Source organism: Caballeronia sp. LZ033 (assembly GCF_031451265.1).
In the GTDB taxonomy this organism is placed as follows: domain Bacteria; phylum Pseudomonadota; class Gammaproteobacteria; order Burkholderiales; family Burkholderiaceae; genus Caballeronia.
The window spans coordinates 891,616-906,302 of the sequence record NZ_JARUXQ010000004.1 but is presented as its reverse complement, the minus strand read 5'-3'; the positions used below and the strand labels follow the sequence as shown (position 1 = coordinate 906,302).

At 64.0% G+C, this 14,687-nt stretch carries 15 protein-coding genes; 7 read left to right on the top strand and 8 right to left on the bottom strand.

What is annotated here, in order from left to right; genetic code table 11:
* Positions 1–33 precede the first annotated feature (33 nt).
* Positions 34–270, top strand: a complete 237-nt coding sequence (locus tag QCE62_RS31385) for a hypothetical protein (RefSeq protein WP_309926604.1) — start codon at positions 34–36, stop codon at positions 268–270.
* Here QCE62_RS31385 and QCE62_RS31380 read toward each other — a convergent pair.
* Positions 267–3,188 carry an EAL domain-containing protein gene (locus tag QCE62_RS31380; protein ID WP_309926602.1) on the bottom strand — a complete coding sequence of 974 codons (2,922 nt, stop codon included), beginning with the start codon at positions 3,186–3,188 and terminating at the stop codon, positions 267–269. The genes QCE62_RS31385 and QCE62_RS31380 overlap by 4 nt on opposite strands.
* A 171-nt stretch (positions 3,189–3,359) precedes the next feature.
* Positions 3,360–4,358 carry a helix-turn-helix domain-containing protein gene (locus QCE62_RS31375; RefSeq protein ID WP_309926600.1) on the bottom strand — a complete coding sequence of 333 codons (999 nt, stop codon included), beginning with the start codon at positions 4,356–4,358 and terminating at the stop codon, positions 3,360–3,362.
* 132 nt (positions 4,359–4,490) lie between these two features.
* Here QCE62_RS31375 and QCE62_RS31370 point away from each other — a divergent pair, with 132 nt between their 5' ends.
* A complete protein-coding gene (locus QCE62_RS31370; RefSeq protein WP_309926598.1) occupies positions 4,491–5,180 on the top strand; it encodes a DJ-1/PfpI family protein in 690 nt (229 codons plus the stop codon).
* A gap of 265 nt (positions 5,181–5,445) precedes the next feature.
* Here QCE62_RS31370 and QCE62_RS31365 read toward each other — a convergent pair whose 3' ends face one another.
* The gene (locus QCE62_RS31365; protein ID WP_309926596.1) at positions 5,446–5,898 is read right to left on the bottom strand and encodes a GNAT family N-acetyltransferase; all 453 of its coding nucleotides are present in this window, start codon (positions 5,896–5,898) and stop codon (positions 5,446–5,448) included.
* Positions 5,899–5,921: 23 nt separating this feature from the next.
* Positions 5,922–6,653, bottom strand: a complete 732-nt coding sequence (locus tag QCE62_RS31360; protein ID WP_309926594.1) for an ABC transporter substrate-binding protein — start codon at positions 6,651–6,653, stop codon at positions 5,922–5,924.
* Between the two features lie 192 nt (positions 6,654–6,845).
* On the opposite strand from QCE62_RS31360, the gene QCE62_RS31355 reads away from it, so the two are divergent.
* Both QCE62_RS31355 and QCE62_RS31350 read left to right on the top strand, forming a co-directional pair.
* On the top strand, positions 6,846–7,355 hold the full coding sequence (locus QCE62_RS31355; protein ID WP_309926592.1) for a cupin domain-containing protein: 510 nt from the start codon (positions 6,846–6,848) through the stop codon (positions 7,353–7,355).
* Positions 7,356–7,423: 68 nt separating this feature from the next.
* Positions 7,424–8,206, top strand: coding sequence for an IclR family transcriptional regulator (locus tag QCE62_RS31350; RefSeq protein WP_309926591.1), 783 nt, complete (start codon positions 7,424–7,426; stop codon positions 8,204–8,206).
* 31 nt (positions 8,207–8,237) lie between these two features.
* Here the strand turns inward: QCE62_RS31350 and QCE62_RS31345 are convergent, their stop codons facing one another.
* Positions 8,238–8,453, bottom strand: coding sequence for a hypothetical protein (locus QCE62_RS31345; protein ID WP_309926589.1), 216 nt, complete (start codon positions 8,451–8,453; stop codon positions 8,238–8,240).
* 284 nt (positions 8,454–8,737) lie between these two features.
* Here QCE62_RS31345 and QCE62_RS31340 point away from each other — a divergent pair, with 284 nt between their 5' ends.
* Both QCE62_RS31340 and QCE62_RS31335 read left to right on the top strand, forming a co-directional pair.
* Positions 8,738–10,417 (top strand): FAD-dependent oxidoreductase, encoded by a 1,680-nt coding sequence (locus QCE62_RS31340; RefSeq protein WP_309926587.1) that lies wholly within the window; start codon positions 8,738–8,740, stop codon positions 10,415–10,417.
* A gap of 8 nt (positions 10,418–10,425) precedes the next feature.
* Positions 10,426–10,626, top strand: coding sequence for a DUF2783 domain-containing protein (locus QCE62_RS31335; RefSeq protein WP_309926585.1), 201 nt, complete (start codon positions 10,426–10,428; stop codon positions 10,624–10,626).
* Here QCE62_RS31335 and mobB read toward each other — a convergent pair.
* The gene (mobB, locus tag QCE62_RS31330; protein ID WP_309927528.1) at positions 10,623–11,147 is read right to left on the bottom strand and encodes a molybdopterin-guanine dinucleotide biosynthesis protein B; all 525 of its coding nucleotides are present in this window, start codon (positions 11,145–11,147) and stop codon (positions 10,623–10,625) included. The genes QCE62_RS31335 and mobB overlap by 4 nt on opposite strands.
* A 162-nt stretch (positions 11,148–11,309) precedes the next feature.
* On the opposite strand from mobB, the gene QCE62_RS31325 reads away from it, so the two are divergent.
* Positions 11,310–13,832, top strand: a complete 2,523-nt coding sequence (locus QCE62_RS31325; RefSeq protein WP_309926583.1) for an adenosylcobalamin-dependent ribonucleoside-diphosphate reductase — start codon at positions 11,310–11,312, stop codon at positions 13,830–13,832.
* 52 nt (positions 13,833–13,884) lie between these two features.
* Here QCE62_RS31325 and QCE62_RS31320 read toward each other — a convergent pair whose 3' ends face one another.
* Entirely contained in the window at positions 13,885–14,034 is a 150-nt protein-coding gene (locus QCE62_RS31320) for a hypothetical protein (protein ID WP_309926581.1), read from the bottom strand.
* A 31-nt stretch (positions 14,035–14,065) separates the two neighbouring features.
* On the bottom strand, positions 14,066–14,416 hold the full coding sequence (locus QCE62_RS31315; protein WP_309926579.1) for a DUF4148 domain-containing protein: 351 nt from the start codon (positions 14,414–14,416) through the stop codon (positions 14,066–14,068).
* Positions 14,417–14,687 lie beyond the last annotated feature (271 nt).

Sequence of the window (14,687 nt, the reverse complement as noted above, 5' to 3'; positions counted from 1 at the left end):
CAGGGAATCAACCTTGACAAAGGAATCGACAACATGACCATCACAGCAGAGCGCCTCTCGGACACCGAGGTCAAGGTGGAAAACACCATCTACTCGTTCGACGCGAAGATCAAGGCCGACGCTTTCCAGCAGTGCCTCGTGAACGATTCAGTCGAGACGTGCGCAACGAATCATGCGCCCGCGAAGACACGCGCGGCGCATGAAGCGAGCGGCGAACCACAGGGTGAACCGGGCAGCATCATTTCGCCGTCGCTGGGCGGGATGCCTTAAAGCGTGGCGCTGACCGTCGTCGAGCGGGGCGCCAGCGAGGCGCGCGTGAGCGCCTGAAGGGGCATGGGTTTGTCGAAGAAGTAGCCCTGGGCCTGCGCAGCGCCCATGTCGCGCAACACGGCGAGTGTCGCCGCGTCTTCGACGCCCTCGGCGACAAGGGTGAGATCGAGCGATTCCGCCATGCGCACGATGGCGCGAACAATCGCGCGGCTACGCGGACTCTCGGTCAGTTCAAGAATGAACGACTTGTCGATCTTGAGGCCGGTGAACTGATACTGGTGGACATAGCTTAGCGACGAGAAACCCGCGCCGAAGTCATCCAGCACCACGGACATGCCATTGTCCGCGAGCCGCTGCATGGTGCGTCGTGCGAGATCCGGCTCGGCAACGAGCGCACCTTCCGTCAGTTCGAGACATACGCGCGACGGCGACACGCGATAGCGCCGCAGCAGCGCAAGGACGTCGTCGGCGAATTCCGGACGCGTCATGCTGTAGCTGGAACAGTTCACATGCACCGGCGGCCAGTGCGCGAAGCTTGCATGGGACAGAATGGCCGCGACGCGTTCGAGCATGTAGAGATCGAGCCGTCCGATGAGCCTCAGGCCTTCCACCGATGGCAGGAACTCCCCCGGCGCCACAATGCGGCCGTCCGGCTGTTGCCAGCGGATCAGTGCTTCCAGCGCGACCACCTCGCCGCTCTTCACATCGACGATAGGCTGGAAATAGGGCAGCAATTCGTCATCGCGCTTGATCGCGTTGCGCAGTGCGCCTTCACGCTCCACCTGATCCGATACCTGCCGGCGCAATTCCTGATTGAACACCACAAAGCTGTCGCGGCCCGCGTTCTTGACGCGGTACATCGCGGTATCGGCGTCGCGCAGAAGGTCGGTGGGCTCGGTGTGAAACTCGCCGTCCGCACTCACGATGCCGATGCTGCACGACGAAAACACCACATGCTCTTCGATGTGAAACGGCAGGTCGAACGCGGCGAGAATGCGCTTGGCGATCGCGACGGCCTCGCGCACCGGTGCATCCGGCGAAAGCACGGCGAACTCGTCGCCGCCCAGCCGCGCGAGCAGATCGCCGGGGCGCAGACAATCGCGCAGACGGGCCGCCGCCTGCACCAGCAGCATGTCGCCGAAGTGATGGCCCAGGCTGTCGTTCACGACCTTGAAGCGGTCCAGGTCGATGAACATCACCGAGAGGTCATTGGCGTGGCTCTGGTACTCCGTCCATGCAAAACGCAGCTTGTGCATCAGATGGCTGCGGTTCGGCAGGCCCGTCAATGAATCGTGCGAGTTCTCATAAAGCAGGCGCGCGTTGACGTCATCGAGTTCGCGCGTGCGTGCCTGCACGCGTGCTTCCAGTTCGAGGTTGGCGGCGTGCAGCGCCTCGGCATCGCGACGGCGCGAGAGCGCGGTATCGATGTGGCGCGAGACGAAGGTGAGCAGTTCCTGATCGCGCAGCGAATAACGCACGAGCGGCGAGTAGCTTTGCACGGCCAGCACGCCGCGCACGACGTCGCCGTCGAAGAGGGGAATGCCGAGCCATGAACGCAGCCGCACTTCGCTGTGCTCGATCTCGAACGCGCCATCTTCGATGAGCCGCAACGCCTCCTGATGATCGATCAAACGCGCACGCCGCTCGCGGATCACGTATTCGGTCAAGCCACGCTGTCTGCGTCGCGGAGCAGGGCGCTCCTGCACGATCTCATCGACGTAATACGGAAACGACACTTCCTCCGTATCGGTTTCGAACAGGGCGATATAGAAGTTGCGGGCATAGAGCAGTTCGCCGACGATGCCGTGCAGACTGCGGAAGAACTCCATCGTGTCGCCGGGCCGGCTCGACAGCTCCGCGATCTGATAGAGCGCTGCCTGCAAGTGCTCGGAGCGCTCGCGCTCGGCGATGCCATGACGCAACGCGGCGTTGAGCTTGGAGAGTTCGGAGGTGCGTCGCGCGACCTGCTCTTCTAGATCGGCGCGATGCAGGATCCGGTCGAGCGCCATGGCGACGTGCCGTGCGACCACGAGGAACAGCGCGCGGTCTTCGGCGGTATAGATGCGCGAGACGTCGTAGACCTGCATCGCCAGCATGCCGAAGACTTCATCGGATGCATTCTTGAGCGGCGCGCCCATCCAGAACTCGGGACGGTCGCCGATGCAGTAGAAGCGGCCTTCGCGTTCCGCCGTGCAGATATCGTCGTTGGTGATGAACAAGGGCTGGGCGCTGGTCAGCACCTGGCCGGTCATCGACAGGCGCGCCGGATTCAGGATGTCGTAGTTCTCGGCGGCGACCACATCGGTGTCGATTACGTCGACGTAGTACGGATAGGTGATCTTGCCGGTCTTGCGGTCGTAGAGCGCGAGATAGAAGTTCTCGGCGTCGATCAGGGTGGCGAGCCGTTCATGCACGCCGCGCAGGAAGTCGGCGCGCTCGGGTACCGAGCTTGCCAGATTGGCGATGTCATAGAGCACGCGCTGAGTAAGCTGGGCGCGGGCGAGCACACCGGCCTGGACTCGTTCGCCGAGCGTGCGGGCGAGTTCGGCGAGATGCGGGTCATCACGTTGTCCAGCCGGGGCGAGCAGCCAGCCGAGCACGCTTTCGCCTCGTCCGGTGGGCCATGCGTGCCAGCCGTTTGTCGCGCACCATTCGGCGAGACAGTCCTCGGCGATGCTGTGCGGCCAGAGTTGGCCATTGGGTAATGAGGCGTCTCCGCGCCGCTCGAGATGCAGTTGCTCACCCGCGCGATACCACGCCCATTGCTGCGGGCAGCCCGACGCAGCAAAATGACGCAGCAGGTATTCGATCGACGGCGCGGCGCTTGCCAAATTGTTTTGTTCCATTGCTGTTGCGGTGGCTGCGGCGAAGGCGCTCGCGCAACCTTCCTGCACCTCGTACGCGGGTAACACGGTCATCGGCGCTCCAGGCCCTGTTGCCGCCCGCGACGGGCGGTTCTCGTTCAGTGACATGTGCCTGCGCGCCGCGCTCAGGGCGCGCGTATCAAGCAAACGTACTTTTAGTGCTAACGGCATCGAGCATACAGGCTTGAGTAGGCGGAGCAAAAAAAGCCGCGGGACAGGAATCCGTTACGGATGCGCGCCGGGCGTGTGCCCGGCGCCGGTAAATCTGTCCCGATACGTTTGCGGCGGTACCCCAAGTGCACGCAAAAAACCGCGCCTCATGGTCTCTTCCGAGCCGAAGCCGCAGCGGGCGGCGACGCGCTTGACGGACAGGCGCGTATCACCCAGCAAGCGGCGCGCTGCTTCGAGCCGCATGCGTTCGATGGCGCGCGCCGGCGTCATGCCGGTCTGGGCACGGTAGTGGCGGACGAAGCTGCGCTCGCTCATGCCCATGCGGTCCGCGAGCACGCTCACGCTCAGGTCGGACGCGAGATGTTCGGCGATCCAGGCGTGCAGTTCGCCGAAGCGCTCGCCGGCATGCTGGAGTGACAGTGCGGTGCTGAATTGCGCCTGTCCGCCGGGCCGCTTGAGAAACACCACCAGATGCCGGGCCACGTCGAGCGCGGGCGCCCGTCCAAGATCATCTTCGACGAGCGCAAGCGCCAGGTCGATGCCGGCCGTGATGCCCGCCGAGGTCCAGATGTCGCCGTCACGGATGAAGATCGGATCGGCTTCTACACGCACCGCAGGAAAGCGCGCGGCGAGTTCCGCGCAGCGGGTCCAGTGCGTGACGGCGCGGCGCGCGTCGAGCAGGCCGGCTGCGGCCAGCAGAAACGCGCCGGTACACACGGAAGCCGTGCGGCGCGCATGCACGGAGCGGCTTCGCACCCACTCGACCAGCTGCGGGTCACGCGCCGCCTCATGCACGCCCCAGCCGCCCGCGACGATCAGCGTGTCGCAGACTTGATCCGCTGCCGGAAGCGGGCAGGCGACCAGTCCAAGCCCCGCTGATGCGCTCACGGTGCCCTCCCGGGCGACCACGCGTGGCAGATAGGGTGGCGGCAAACCGGCTGCCCGGGCCAGATCGTTCGCGGTGGCGAAGACCTGGAGCGGTCCGGCGACATCCAGCAACTGGACGTCCGGGAACGCGAGGATGTCGACGGGGCGAGGCACGGTTTGATGCATTTTGAATTCGATGTACCAAGGGCCGAGCGTCAGTCTGGCGTGAAAAGTGGGGAATGTGTCATTTCCGCCAGTGTGAGGAAGCATACCATCGACTCATTCGATGCTCGATGGCTTGATCCCAGGGAGACGACGATGACGCTCAACATTGGCCTGCTGCTGTTTCCCCGCGTGCAGCAACTCGACATGACCGGCCCGTACGATGTGTTCGCGCAACTCGCGGACGCGCGGGTTCATCTCGTCGCGACGACGCGCGAGCCCGTCACGTCGAGCGCGGGGATGATCCTGACGCCTGACACCACCTTCGACGACTGCCCTTCGCTTGATGTGATCTGCATTCCGGGCGGGGCCGGCGTCGGCGACCTGATGGAGGACGACGCGACGCTCGCTTTCGTCCAGAGCCAGGCGGCGAACGCGCGCTATGTGACCTCGGTCTGCACGGGCTCGCTCGTGCTCGGTGCGGCGGGGTTGTTGCGCGGCAAACGAGCGACGACGCACTGGGCGTATCACGCGTTGCTAGCGGAGTTGGGAGCGGTTCCAGTGCAGGCGCGCGTGGTGCGCGACGGCAACCTGTTCACGGGCGGCGGTGTCACGGCAGGTATCGATTTCGCGTTGACGCTCGTTGCCGAACTGGTTGGAGAGAGCGAGGCGCAGGCCATTCAATTGCAACTGGAATACGCGCCGGCCCCGCCGTTCGACGCCGGCGATCCGGCGCTCGCGCCCGCTTCAGTGCTGGAGCGCGTGCAAGAGCGCTCTGCGCCGTCGCTGGCGGCCCGGAGCGCGATCGTGGCGCGGGTGGCTGAACGGCTCGGGTTGGATGCGTGATGCAGAATGCCAAATGGAGTTATGCGTGCGTAATGCAAGACGCAAAATTCCGGGTGGGGTGGGGGATGTGTAGTGTCAAGGGCGGGGTGGCGTTGTGCGTGCGTATTGCCTAATGCGCTGCGCTCAGCGCCAGAAAGGCATTCGGCATTTGCAATTCAAAACGCAAAATGCCAGTTTGCGTTATGCATGCGTAATGCAAAACGCCGGGTGCACACCGAGGGGCGGGCATGCGGTGATCATCCACGGTGTCTAAGTCAACTGCCCCTCACTCTCCGCTTTCGTGCTCAAAGCGCTTCTGCAGAAAGTACCGTGGCTGCCCTGCATGAAAATCGGCGATCTCGCCAAACGATTCGTAACCACAGCGTGCGTATAGCGCGCGCGCCGCGGGATTGATCGTGTCGAGCCAGGCGGCCCGGCAGCCTCGCTTCTGCGCCTCGTTTTCCGCGGTTTCGAGCGCGCGCCTCCCGCAGCCCAGGCCGCGCGCGTCATCGCGAATCCATAGCCATTTCACAAAGAGCCAGTCCCACGCGGTGTAGCCCGCGAGACCGCCGATGAAATCGTCGCCGCGATACACCGACACCGCGAGATCGCGATATCGGCTCGGCCCAAGCTGCGTGCGATTGAATGCCGCAAGTCCGCCGGAGACGTCCTCTTCGAACGTGGCGTCGATCCAGTCGGTCACGGCGAGCGTGATCTTTGCCGAATCATCCGGCTGCATGAGGGGCTCGCGCGGGAACGCGTTCAGGCGGCCGGCGCCACCGACGCGCCCTCGATGCCGTGCCGCTTCAGTGCCGCGGCAACGAACCCCGAACGCTTGATGTCCTCCACGAAGCCGCGCAGATAGGCCGCGGCTTCCTCGCCGTGGCGCTTCGGCAAGCCCATCGCCTGCTGAATGACCATGAAGCGGCCGTCCAGCAGACGCACGCCCGGGTGGCGCGCTGCATCGGCTTGCAGTTGCTGCTTGACGCCCGCCGCGACTTCGAGATCATCGCGCAGGAACTCTTCGACCACAGTCTGCGACAACGCCGTGCGCACCAGCTGCGCATGCTTGATTTCACGCGTGAGGAACAGGTCGTAGGCGCTGGCCTTGCCGACCAGGATCCGGTTGCCTTCGCGGTCCACCTGTTCGTTGCGCGTGATCGGCGAGTCCTCGCGCACCAGATAGCAGCCTTCGATCAATACGTAGGCCGCCGTGAACGCAATGCCCGCGCCGCGCAGCGGATCGATAGCGAAGAAGCCGATGTCGGCGGCTTCGTTCGTGACGGCCTCGACCGACTCCGCCGCCCGGTCGAACGACGTGAACGAAGCAGGCACGCCGAGGCGCGATGCGAGTTCGCGCGCGATGTCGACGGACACGCCGCCCGGCTCGCTGCCTTCCGTGCGATGCGCGAGGATCGGATTGCCGAGATTGATCGACGCACGCAGTGTGCCAGTCGGGGCGAGGGCGTTCAGCAGCGAAGAGGACAAGGTCATGGTGGCGTCAGCTGAAGGAAGTGAACGAAGAGAGGACTCGAACGATACGGTCGATTGCATGCAGAATACGCGAACCACGATCGCACTGGCAAAACGCAAAACGCAAAACGCAAAACGCAAAACGCAAAACGCAAAACGCAAAACGCAAAACGCAAAACGCAAAACGCAAAACGCAAGGAAAAAGGAACCGCCATGCAGCACGAACGCATCGCCCCGCGCGAATGGATTCAGCGTCTTCAACTCGCACCCCATCCCGAAGGCGGCTATTTCCGCGAGACCTATCGCGCGCCTGGCAACGTGACGCGCGAACGCGAGACGCACCCGCGTTCAGCATCCACCGCCATCTACTTCCTGCTTTGCGATGGCGCGCATTCCACATGGCATCGCATTCGTTCCGATGAAGTCTGGCATTTCTACGTAGGCGATCCCGTCGACGTCCACGTGCTCGATGCACACGGGGCGCTGAACACGCATCGTCTCGGCAATGCGGTGACGCATCCGGATGCGACGTTCCAGGCCGTGGTCACAGCCGGCGACTGGTTCGCAGCCGAATGCCGCGATACGGACGGTGCGGCGCTCGTCGGCTGCACCGTCGCACCGGGTTTCGAGTTCAGCGAGTTCGAACTGGCCGAGGCCGGCGCGCTCGAAGCCCGCTACCCGCACCACCGCGAACTGATCGCACGCCTCGGACCGAAGTCGTGAGCGTGCTTGACGCTGCGGCGCCTGCGGTTATCATCGCGCGCATCTCGACTAGGTGAACGAGGACGGGCATGAGCGGAGTGCGCCGCGGGATTCAATCGATTGAAGTAGGCGGCGCGCTGCTGCGTGCGCTGGTGGATCATGGCGGGCCCATGTTGCTGGGCGATCTCGCGAAAAAGGCGGGCATGTCTTCGGCGAAGGCACATCCTTACCTCGTGTCCTACGGCAATCTCGGCCTGATCCAGCAGGATCCCGCCACCGGCCGGTACGAACTGGGACCGTTCGCGTTGCAGATGGGACTGATCAGCCTGCAGCGCGTCGATCCGGTGCGCGTCGCGATCGCCGAAGTGGCGAACCTCCGGCCGCCCGTTGAACATACGGTCGCACTCGCCACCGCTGGCAGCTATGGACCGACAATCGTCCATATTCAGCAGGCCAGCGTGCCCATTCATGTGACCATGCGCACCGGCACCGTGATGTCGCTGTTGCAGACCGCAACCGGCCGCGTGTTCGCCGCTTGGCTGCCGCCCTCGACAGTGGAGGCGCTGGTGGCCATCGAGCGTGCCGGAGGCTTGCAAATCGGCGCACAGCGGCGCGACTACACGCACGGGCAAATCGACGCGATGCTCACTGAAGTACGCCACCGCGGCATCGCGCGGGCCCTCGATGAACCCGTCGCCGGCATCAGCGCGATGAGCGCGCCGGTGTTCGATCATGCCCGTCATATCGTGCTCGCGATCACGGCAATCGGGCCGAGTGGCTCGTTCGACGGCGCATGGGACGGCAACATCGCACACGCGCTGCGCGACTGCGCGCAACGCGTGTCGAAGATGCTGGGCTACGTCGCCGCCTGAAGGCTACAGAACGCAACCAAGGCAACACGCCTCAGACCGGACGCCAGTGTCCCGGCACCCGCTGCCAGTGGTTGCCTTCCCAGCGGTAATGCCCCTTCACCCATCGGTATCCCTGCGCCGGCGGTGGCGGCATGACTTCGGCCACCGGCGCGGGCTCAGGCGGCCGCGCCGGTTCGACCACGCAGCCCGAGACCAGCACCCCCGACGCGATCGCACCGGCCAGCAACATCGAAGCCTTCGTTTTCATTTCTTGTCTCCCTTGGTTCATGCATCGGAACCGGCCAGGCTGTGGCCGGTGTTCCTGTTGAACGTTCGAAAAGGACGAACCCGTCGCGCGAGGATGTAAATGAATGTAAGCGCAGGTTGAACACAGCCCGTGTGCGCCTTGTCCGGTCGTGCGGGAAACCGCGCGGCAAACCGTGCGGGTAAACGCAAATTCAATAATATAAAACCAGTTCTACAATAATGAATCGTCGAGAACACGCTCGACAGTGCGAAGAGGCCTCAGGTCCGCCGATGGAGACGATCTCAATGCCCACGAATTTCGGCACTTTGCGTTTTGAATACCAGCGCGCACCCGATCACGATGCGCCAGCGCCCATGCCCTATCCGGTGGTCGTGGTGGGTGCCGGTCCGGTCGGTCTGGCGACGGCGGTCGATCTCGCCCAGCAGGGCGTGCGTACCGTATTGATCGATAAAGACGACACCGTCTCGACAGGCTCGCGCGCCATCTGCTTCGCGAAGCGCACGCTGGAAATCTTCGACCGCCTGGGCTGTGGCGACCGGATGATGGAGAAGGGCGTGAGCTGGAATGTCGGCAAGGTGTTCCTGCACGAAGAGCTGGTCTACACCTTCAACCTGTTGCCCGAAACCGGTCATGCGCGCCCGGCCTTCATCAACCTGCAGCAGTACTACGTCGAAGGCTTTCTCGCCGAGCGCGCAAAGCAACTGGACAAGCTGGAGTTGCGCTGGAAGAGCAGCGTGTCCAGCGTGACGCAGCAAGACGACCATGTCGAGTTGCACATCGACACGCCGGATGGCGCCTACCTTCTTAAGGCTCAATACGTGGTCGCGGCGGACGGTTCGCGCAGCGCAATGCGTCATGCACTGAACCTCGACAGCCAGGGCCGCACCTTCAAGGATCGCTTCCTGATCGCCGATGTGAAGATGAAAGCGCCGTTCCCCACCGAGCGCTGGTTCTGGTTCGATCCGCCGTTTCATCGCAACCAGTCGGTGCTGCTGCACCGTCAGCCGGACGACATCTGGCGCATCGATTTCCAGCTGGGCTGGGATGCCGATCCGGTGGCGGAGAAAGCGCCGGAGCGCGTGATTCCCAGAGTGCGGGCGCTGCTTGGCGAAGACGCCGAGTTCGAGCTCGAGTGGGTCAGCGTCTACACATTTTCCTGCCTGAGGATGGAGCATTTCAGGCATGGCCGCGTGATCTTCGCGGGCGATGCGGCGCATGGCGTGTCGCCGTTCGGTGCACGCGGCGCGAACAGCGGCGTGCAGGACGCGGACAATCTTGCGTGGAAGCTCGCGCTCGTGCTGAAGGGCGATGCACCGCACAGCTTGCTCGACACCTACGCATCCGAGCGCGAGTACGCCGCCGACGAGAACATCCTCAACTCGACCCGCGCCACCGACTTCATCACGCCCAAGAGCGCGGTCTCGCGGCTGTTCCGCGATGCGACGCTGGAGCTTGCGAAAGACTGTCCGTTCGCGCGCCGCCTGGCGAACAGCGGGCGGCTGTCCGTGCCTGCCGTGCTGCGTGATTCGCCGCTGAACACGCCCGATGATGCCGACGATGCTTTCGACACCGCCATGGTGCCCGGCGCACCGTGCGCGGATGCGCCCGTACAGGTGGATGGCCAGACGGCATGGCTGCTTGCGCAGACCCACGGCGGCGCGTTTGCTGGCCTTTACTTCTGCGGCCTTAATCATGGCCCTGATGCTTGCTTGCAGAGCCTCGCGGCGCTTCAGGACGGAAAGCTGCCGGTGCGCCTGCTGCTCGTGGTGCCGCGGGGCATGGCGTGCAGCGTCGAAGGCGTGACAGTGGTGGAAGATGTCGAGGGCATGGTTGCACATCGTTTCGATGCACAACCGGGCACCTTCTATCTGCTGCGTCCCGACCAGCACGTATGTGCACGCTGGCGTCGCTTCGATGCCGCACGGGTCACGGCCGCGCTCGACCGCGCAACCTGCAACGGATGACGACGCGCATGAAGCTCAATCTCGAACTGAATATCGCGGACCACGATGCGTTCTACGAGCGCCTCATCGAAACACACGACGGGCTCTCGGACGAAGCAAGCCAGATGCTCAACGCACGGCTCATCCTGCTGCTGGCGAATCACATCGGCGATGGCGAAGTCCTGAAGGAAGCGCTCGCAATGGCGCGTCGCGGCATGGCAGGGCGCTAGCGCGCAAGGGGCAGGCCGATGGTCTCGCAGATGAATGCGCCAATGCTCGCGATGTCATTCAGATCGAGCATCGGCAGTGTTGAATCGATGGCCTCGGGTGCATCAGTGGCGATGGCCAGGATGTCCACTTCGGTCTTGTAGAGCGGTTCGCGGCCCGCGGAAGGCCGCACCACTTCGAGCCGTGGAATGGGCTCGCGCGCGAATCCTTCGACGATCACCAGGTCCGCATCCGAAAGCCGCATGGCGAGTTCGGCGAGCGGGGGTTCATCCGCGTCATGCAGTTCCCGCACGATGGCATAGCGAAACGGCGAGGCGATCAGCACTTCGCCCGCGCCCGCGCGTCGAAAGCGCGCGCTGTCCTTGCCGGGCGGCTCAAGTTCGATTGAATGATGACTGTGCTTGATGACGTTGACCACGAGACCTTGCGCGCGCATCCACGGCAACAGCCCTTCGATCAGCGTGGTCTTGCCCTGGCCCGAGCGGCCCGCGATGCCGAAGAGCGGGGGATGACGCGTAATCATGCGAAGTGTCTGGCTGGTGAGCATCATCGGAGTGTAACGGCTCGATGGCGGGCCGGGTGATTTCGCGCTATCGTCGGGCATCGCCTTTGCGGCACGTTCAGCCGACGCGCGTGACACCTGCCTCGCCCACGCGCGAATCGCCCAGCGCACACAGGATCCGACATGGCCGAAGACAATCCCAGCACCGCTCTCGCACCGCAGCAGTTTTCCATCGACGTGATGCTCGAGAAGTACGCAAAAGGCGACGAGACGCACGTGGACGATATTCACCGGCGCGTCGCGCGAGGCGTCGCGCTCGCCGAGCCGAAGGAGCTGCGCGCGAAGATCGAGGCGGAGTTCGTCGACAATTTCAAACGCGGCGCGCTCGGCGCAGGACGCATCATGAGCGCGGCCGGCGCGGGCATCGAAGCGACGCTGATCAATTGTTTCGTGCAGCCGGTGGGCGACGCGATCCAGGGCGTCGACAGCAATGGTCTGCCGGGCATCTATGTCGCCTTGTTGCAGGCCGCCGAGACGATGCGGCGCGGCGGCGGCGTCGGCTATAACTTCTCGGCCATTCGTCCGCGCGGGGCGCGCGTGCATTCCACTGGCTCGGCGGCGTCGGGACCGTGCAGCTATATCGATGTGTTCGACGCTTCGTGTCGCACCGTCGAAAGCGCGGGCGCGCGACGCGGTGCGCAGATGGGCATTCTCGACTGCTCGCATCCCGACCTGCTCGAATTCATCGCGGCCAAGCACACGAAAGGGCGCTGGAACAATTTCAACGTGTCGGTCGCGGTGACGGACGAATTCATGCAGGCCGTCGCCGACGACGCTGCATGGCAACTCGTGCACAAGGCCGAGCCATCGCCGGCGCAACGCACGGCGGAAGACATGCGGCAGCGTGATGACGGCCTGTGGGTGTATCGCGAGGTGCGCGCCCGCGAGGTGTGGAACACGATCATGCGTTCCACCTACGATGTCGCGGAACCCGGCGTCGTGTTCATGTCGCGCATGAACGATGACAACAACCTGCGCGCCATCGAAGCGATCCGCGCGACCAATCCCTGCGGCGAACAGCCCTTGCCCGCCTACGGCTGCTGCAATCTCGGCCCGCTCAATCTCACGCGCTTCGTGCGCGACCCGTTCGCACAGATGCGCGGCGGCACGCCCGCCTTCGATTGGGACGGACTTGCGCGCACAACCCGTACGCAAGTGCGTTTTCTCGACGACGTACTCGACGTAACGCTGTGGCCGCTCGACGAACAGGCGCGCGAAGCGGAGGCCAAACGGCGCATCGGCGTGGGCTTCACGGGCCTCGGCGACACGCTTGTCATGCTCGGCTTGCGCTACGACAGACAGGAAGGGCGCGACTTCGCGGAACGTGTTGCACGCACCATGCGCGACGAGGCGTATCGCGCTTCCGTGGAGCTTGCGCGCGAGCGGGGCGCGTTCCCGCTCTTCGACGCAAAGCGCTATCTGGAAGAGGGGACGTTTGCTTCGCGCCTGCCTGACGACATCAAGCGCGCGATTCGCGAGCACGGCATTCGCAACAGTCATCTGCTGTCGATCGCGCCGACCGGCACCGTTAGCCTCGCTTTTGCTGATAATGCGTCGAACGGCATCGAGCCCGCATTCTCGTGGACCTATCAGCGCACCAAGCGCATGGCCGATGGCTCACGGCAGAGCTTTGCCGTCGAGGATCATGCCTATCGGCTGTATCGCGAGATGGGCGGCGACGTGAACGCCTTGCCGGACTACTTCGTGAGCGCGCTTGAAATGTCGGCGCAGGAGCACATGGAAATGATGGCGGCGGTGCAGCCGTTCGTGGACACGTCGATTTCGAAGACCGTCAACGTGCCCGCCGACTATCCCTTCGACAAGTTCCAGGACCTCTACTTCGAGGCATGGCGGCGCGGCCTGAAAGGGCTGGCGACATATCGGCCGAACGAGACGCTCGGCGCCGTGCTCTCGATGACGCCGGCGGAGACCCCCAGCGATTCACCCGACCCCGAACTCGATCTCGACCCGTTGCGTATCGCAATCGATCATCGGCCCAAGGGCGCGTTGCCCGCGATCATCGAGAAGGTCGAGTACCTGACGCAGGCCGGCAAGAAGTCGCTCTATCTCGCGGTGTCGTTCATCGAGGTGACGGGGCGCGTCGGCGGCGAGGACGTGACCATCGAGCGTCCTATCGAATTCTTCATTCCAACCGGGCAGCGCGACGAGTCGCAGCAGTGGATCACTGCGACCATGCGTTCGCTGTCACTGGCCGCGCGCGGCGGCTTCGCGGCGCGCACCTTGCAGGACATGCGCAAGGTGTCGTGGGATCGCGGCCAGGTGCGTCTGGGCGACGTCGAACGGCTCGACGGTCATCGCAGTCCGCGCTGGCATGACTCGGAAGTGGCGGCGCTAGCGTATGCGATCCAGCAGATCCTTCATCGTCGCGGATTTCTCGACGCAGAAGGCGAGCAGGTACCGTCGCGCGTGCTTGCGCGCAAACGTCCCGATGACGCGCCGCATGCGGTAGCCATTCCCGATGAGCGCGAAGAAGTAACCGAGGCTGTCGCGCCAGGCGAGATCGATCCTCATGGTCTTCCCCAGATGCACGGCCGCAAATGCCCGACGTGCGGTGCCAATGCGGTGATTCGCAAGGACGGTTGCGACTTCTGCACGTCGTGCGGTGAAATCGGCGCGTGCGGTTAAGGAGCGGTTGAAAGAAGCGTGGTGCGATCTTCGCGCCACGCCTGACGGAAGCTCAATGCGCGCACTCGGCGGATTCTTGCCGGCTTTCCTGCGAGACAACGGGCACGCGTGCTGTCTGCTGCACGAAAGGACGCCACACCGGCGTCACGGCCGAGAGCTCTTCGAGAGCCGAGAATTGATCGAGCGATGTGTTTTCGAACATGATGACCTCGTGATTCCTTTTGCCGGTGCGCTCAGCGCGCCGTCACGGCGTTATGTGCCGACGACCCGTTGGCGTACTCGACGATCTCGCGGTTATGCGCTTCGGCTTGAGCGTTCTGCGCGGCGATGGCATCGCCCAGCATGCTGCGGTCCGGATAGCTATTGCGATTCAAGGCGGGGAGGGAGCCGTTCGAATAAGCGGCGACGAGTTCGGCTCGCACTTGTGCGCGGGTCTTGGGCGTTTCGCTCGTGCTTTCCTGAACTTGCGTGGACATCTGGTAGGTGCCTGCGCGCCCGATGCCCTGGCCGCCTTCCGCGAATGCGGTCGTCGTGACGACTGCGGAGATGGCGGCCAGGGAGAACCCCGTGATGAGCTGTTTCATGCTTGCGACTCCTTCGTTCCGATGCAGCGTGCGGGCAATTGCGGATTGCAATCTGCGCCTGAGGCACGTTGCGTTCAGGACAATTTAGTCGGACAGCGGGGCGGGGATAAATGCCGGATCGGCGAAAAGATTTATCGAATCCGGTGAACAATCGCGCAGAGGCTTGCGAGGCGGGCTTGAGCGGAGTTGTCGCGGGGGGGGGGGGGGGGGGGGGGGGGGGGGCCCCCCGCGGGCCCAGAGTGATTATTGAAAAAACCAAAAGAAAAACACC

What these genes read in the sequence shown, in the direction of transcription:
- QCE62_RS31360 (WP_309926594.1), bottom strand. Translation starts at nt 6,653, where the DNA reads ATGACCTTGTCCTCTTCGCTGCTGAACGCCCTCGCCCCGACTGGCACA.
- QCE62_RS31315 (WP_309926579.1), bottom strand. Translation starts at nt 14,416, where the DNA reads ATGAAACAGCTCATCACGGGGTTCTCCCTGGCCGCCATCTCCGCAGTC.
- QCE62_RS31320 (WP_309926581.1), bottom strand. Translation starts at nt 14,034, where the DNA reads ATGTTCGAAAACACATCGCTCGATCAATTCTCGGCTCTCGAAGAGCTC.
- QCE62_RS31345 (WP_309926589.1), bottom strand. Translation starts at nt 8,453, where the DNA reads ATGAAAACGAAGGCTTCGATGTTGCTGGCCGGTGCGATCGCGTCGGGG.
- QCE62_RS31385 (WP_309926604.1), top strand. Translation starts at nt 34, where the DNA reads ATGACCATCACAGCAGAGCGCCTCTCGGACACCGAGGTCAAGGTGGAA.
- QCE62_RS31350 (WP_309926591.1), top strand. Translation starts at nt 7,424, where the DNA reads ATGAGCGGAGTGCGCCGCGGGATTCAATCGATTGAAGTAGGCGGCGCG.
- QCE62_RS31355 (WP_309926592.1), top strand. Translation starts at nt 6,846, where the DNA reads ATGCAGCACGAACGCATCGCCCCGCGCGAATGGATTCAGCGTCTTCAA.
- QCE62_RS31335 (WP_309926585.1), top strand. Translation starts at nt 10,426, where the DNA reads ATGAAGCTCAATCTCGAACTGAATATCGCGGACCACGATGCGTTCTAC.
- QCE62_RS31325 (WP_309926583.1), top strand. Translation starts at nt 11,310, where the DNA reads ATGGCCGAAGACAATCCCAGCACCGCTCTCGCACCGCAGCAGTTTTCC.
- QCE62_RS31370 (WP_309926598.1), top strand. Translation starts at nt 4,491, where the DNA reads ATGACGCTCAACATTGGCCTGCTGCTGTTTCCCCGCGTGCAGCAACTC.
- QCE62_RS31375 (WP_309926600.1), bottom strand. Translation starts at nt 4,358, where the DNA reads ATGCATCAAACCGTGCCTCGCCCCGTCGACATCCTCGCGTTCCCGGAC.
- QCE62_RS31365 (WP_309926596.1), bottom strand. Translation starts at nt 5,898, where the DNA reads ATGCAGCCGGATGATTCGGCAAAGATCACGCTCGCCGTGACCGACTGG.
- mobB (WP_309927528.1), bottom strand. Translation starts at nt 11,147, where the DNA reads ATGATTACGCGTCATCCCCCGCTCTTCGGCATCGCGGGCCGCTCGGGC.
- QCE62_RS31380 (WP_309926602.1), bottom strand. Translation starts at nt 3,188, where the DNA reads ATGACCGTGTTACCCGCGTACGAGGTGCAGGAAGGTTGCGCGAGCGCC.
- QCE62_RS31340 (WP_309926587.1), top strand. Translation starts at nt 8,738, where the DNA reads ATGCCCACGAATTTCGGCACTTTGCGTTTTGAATACCAGCGCGCACCC.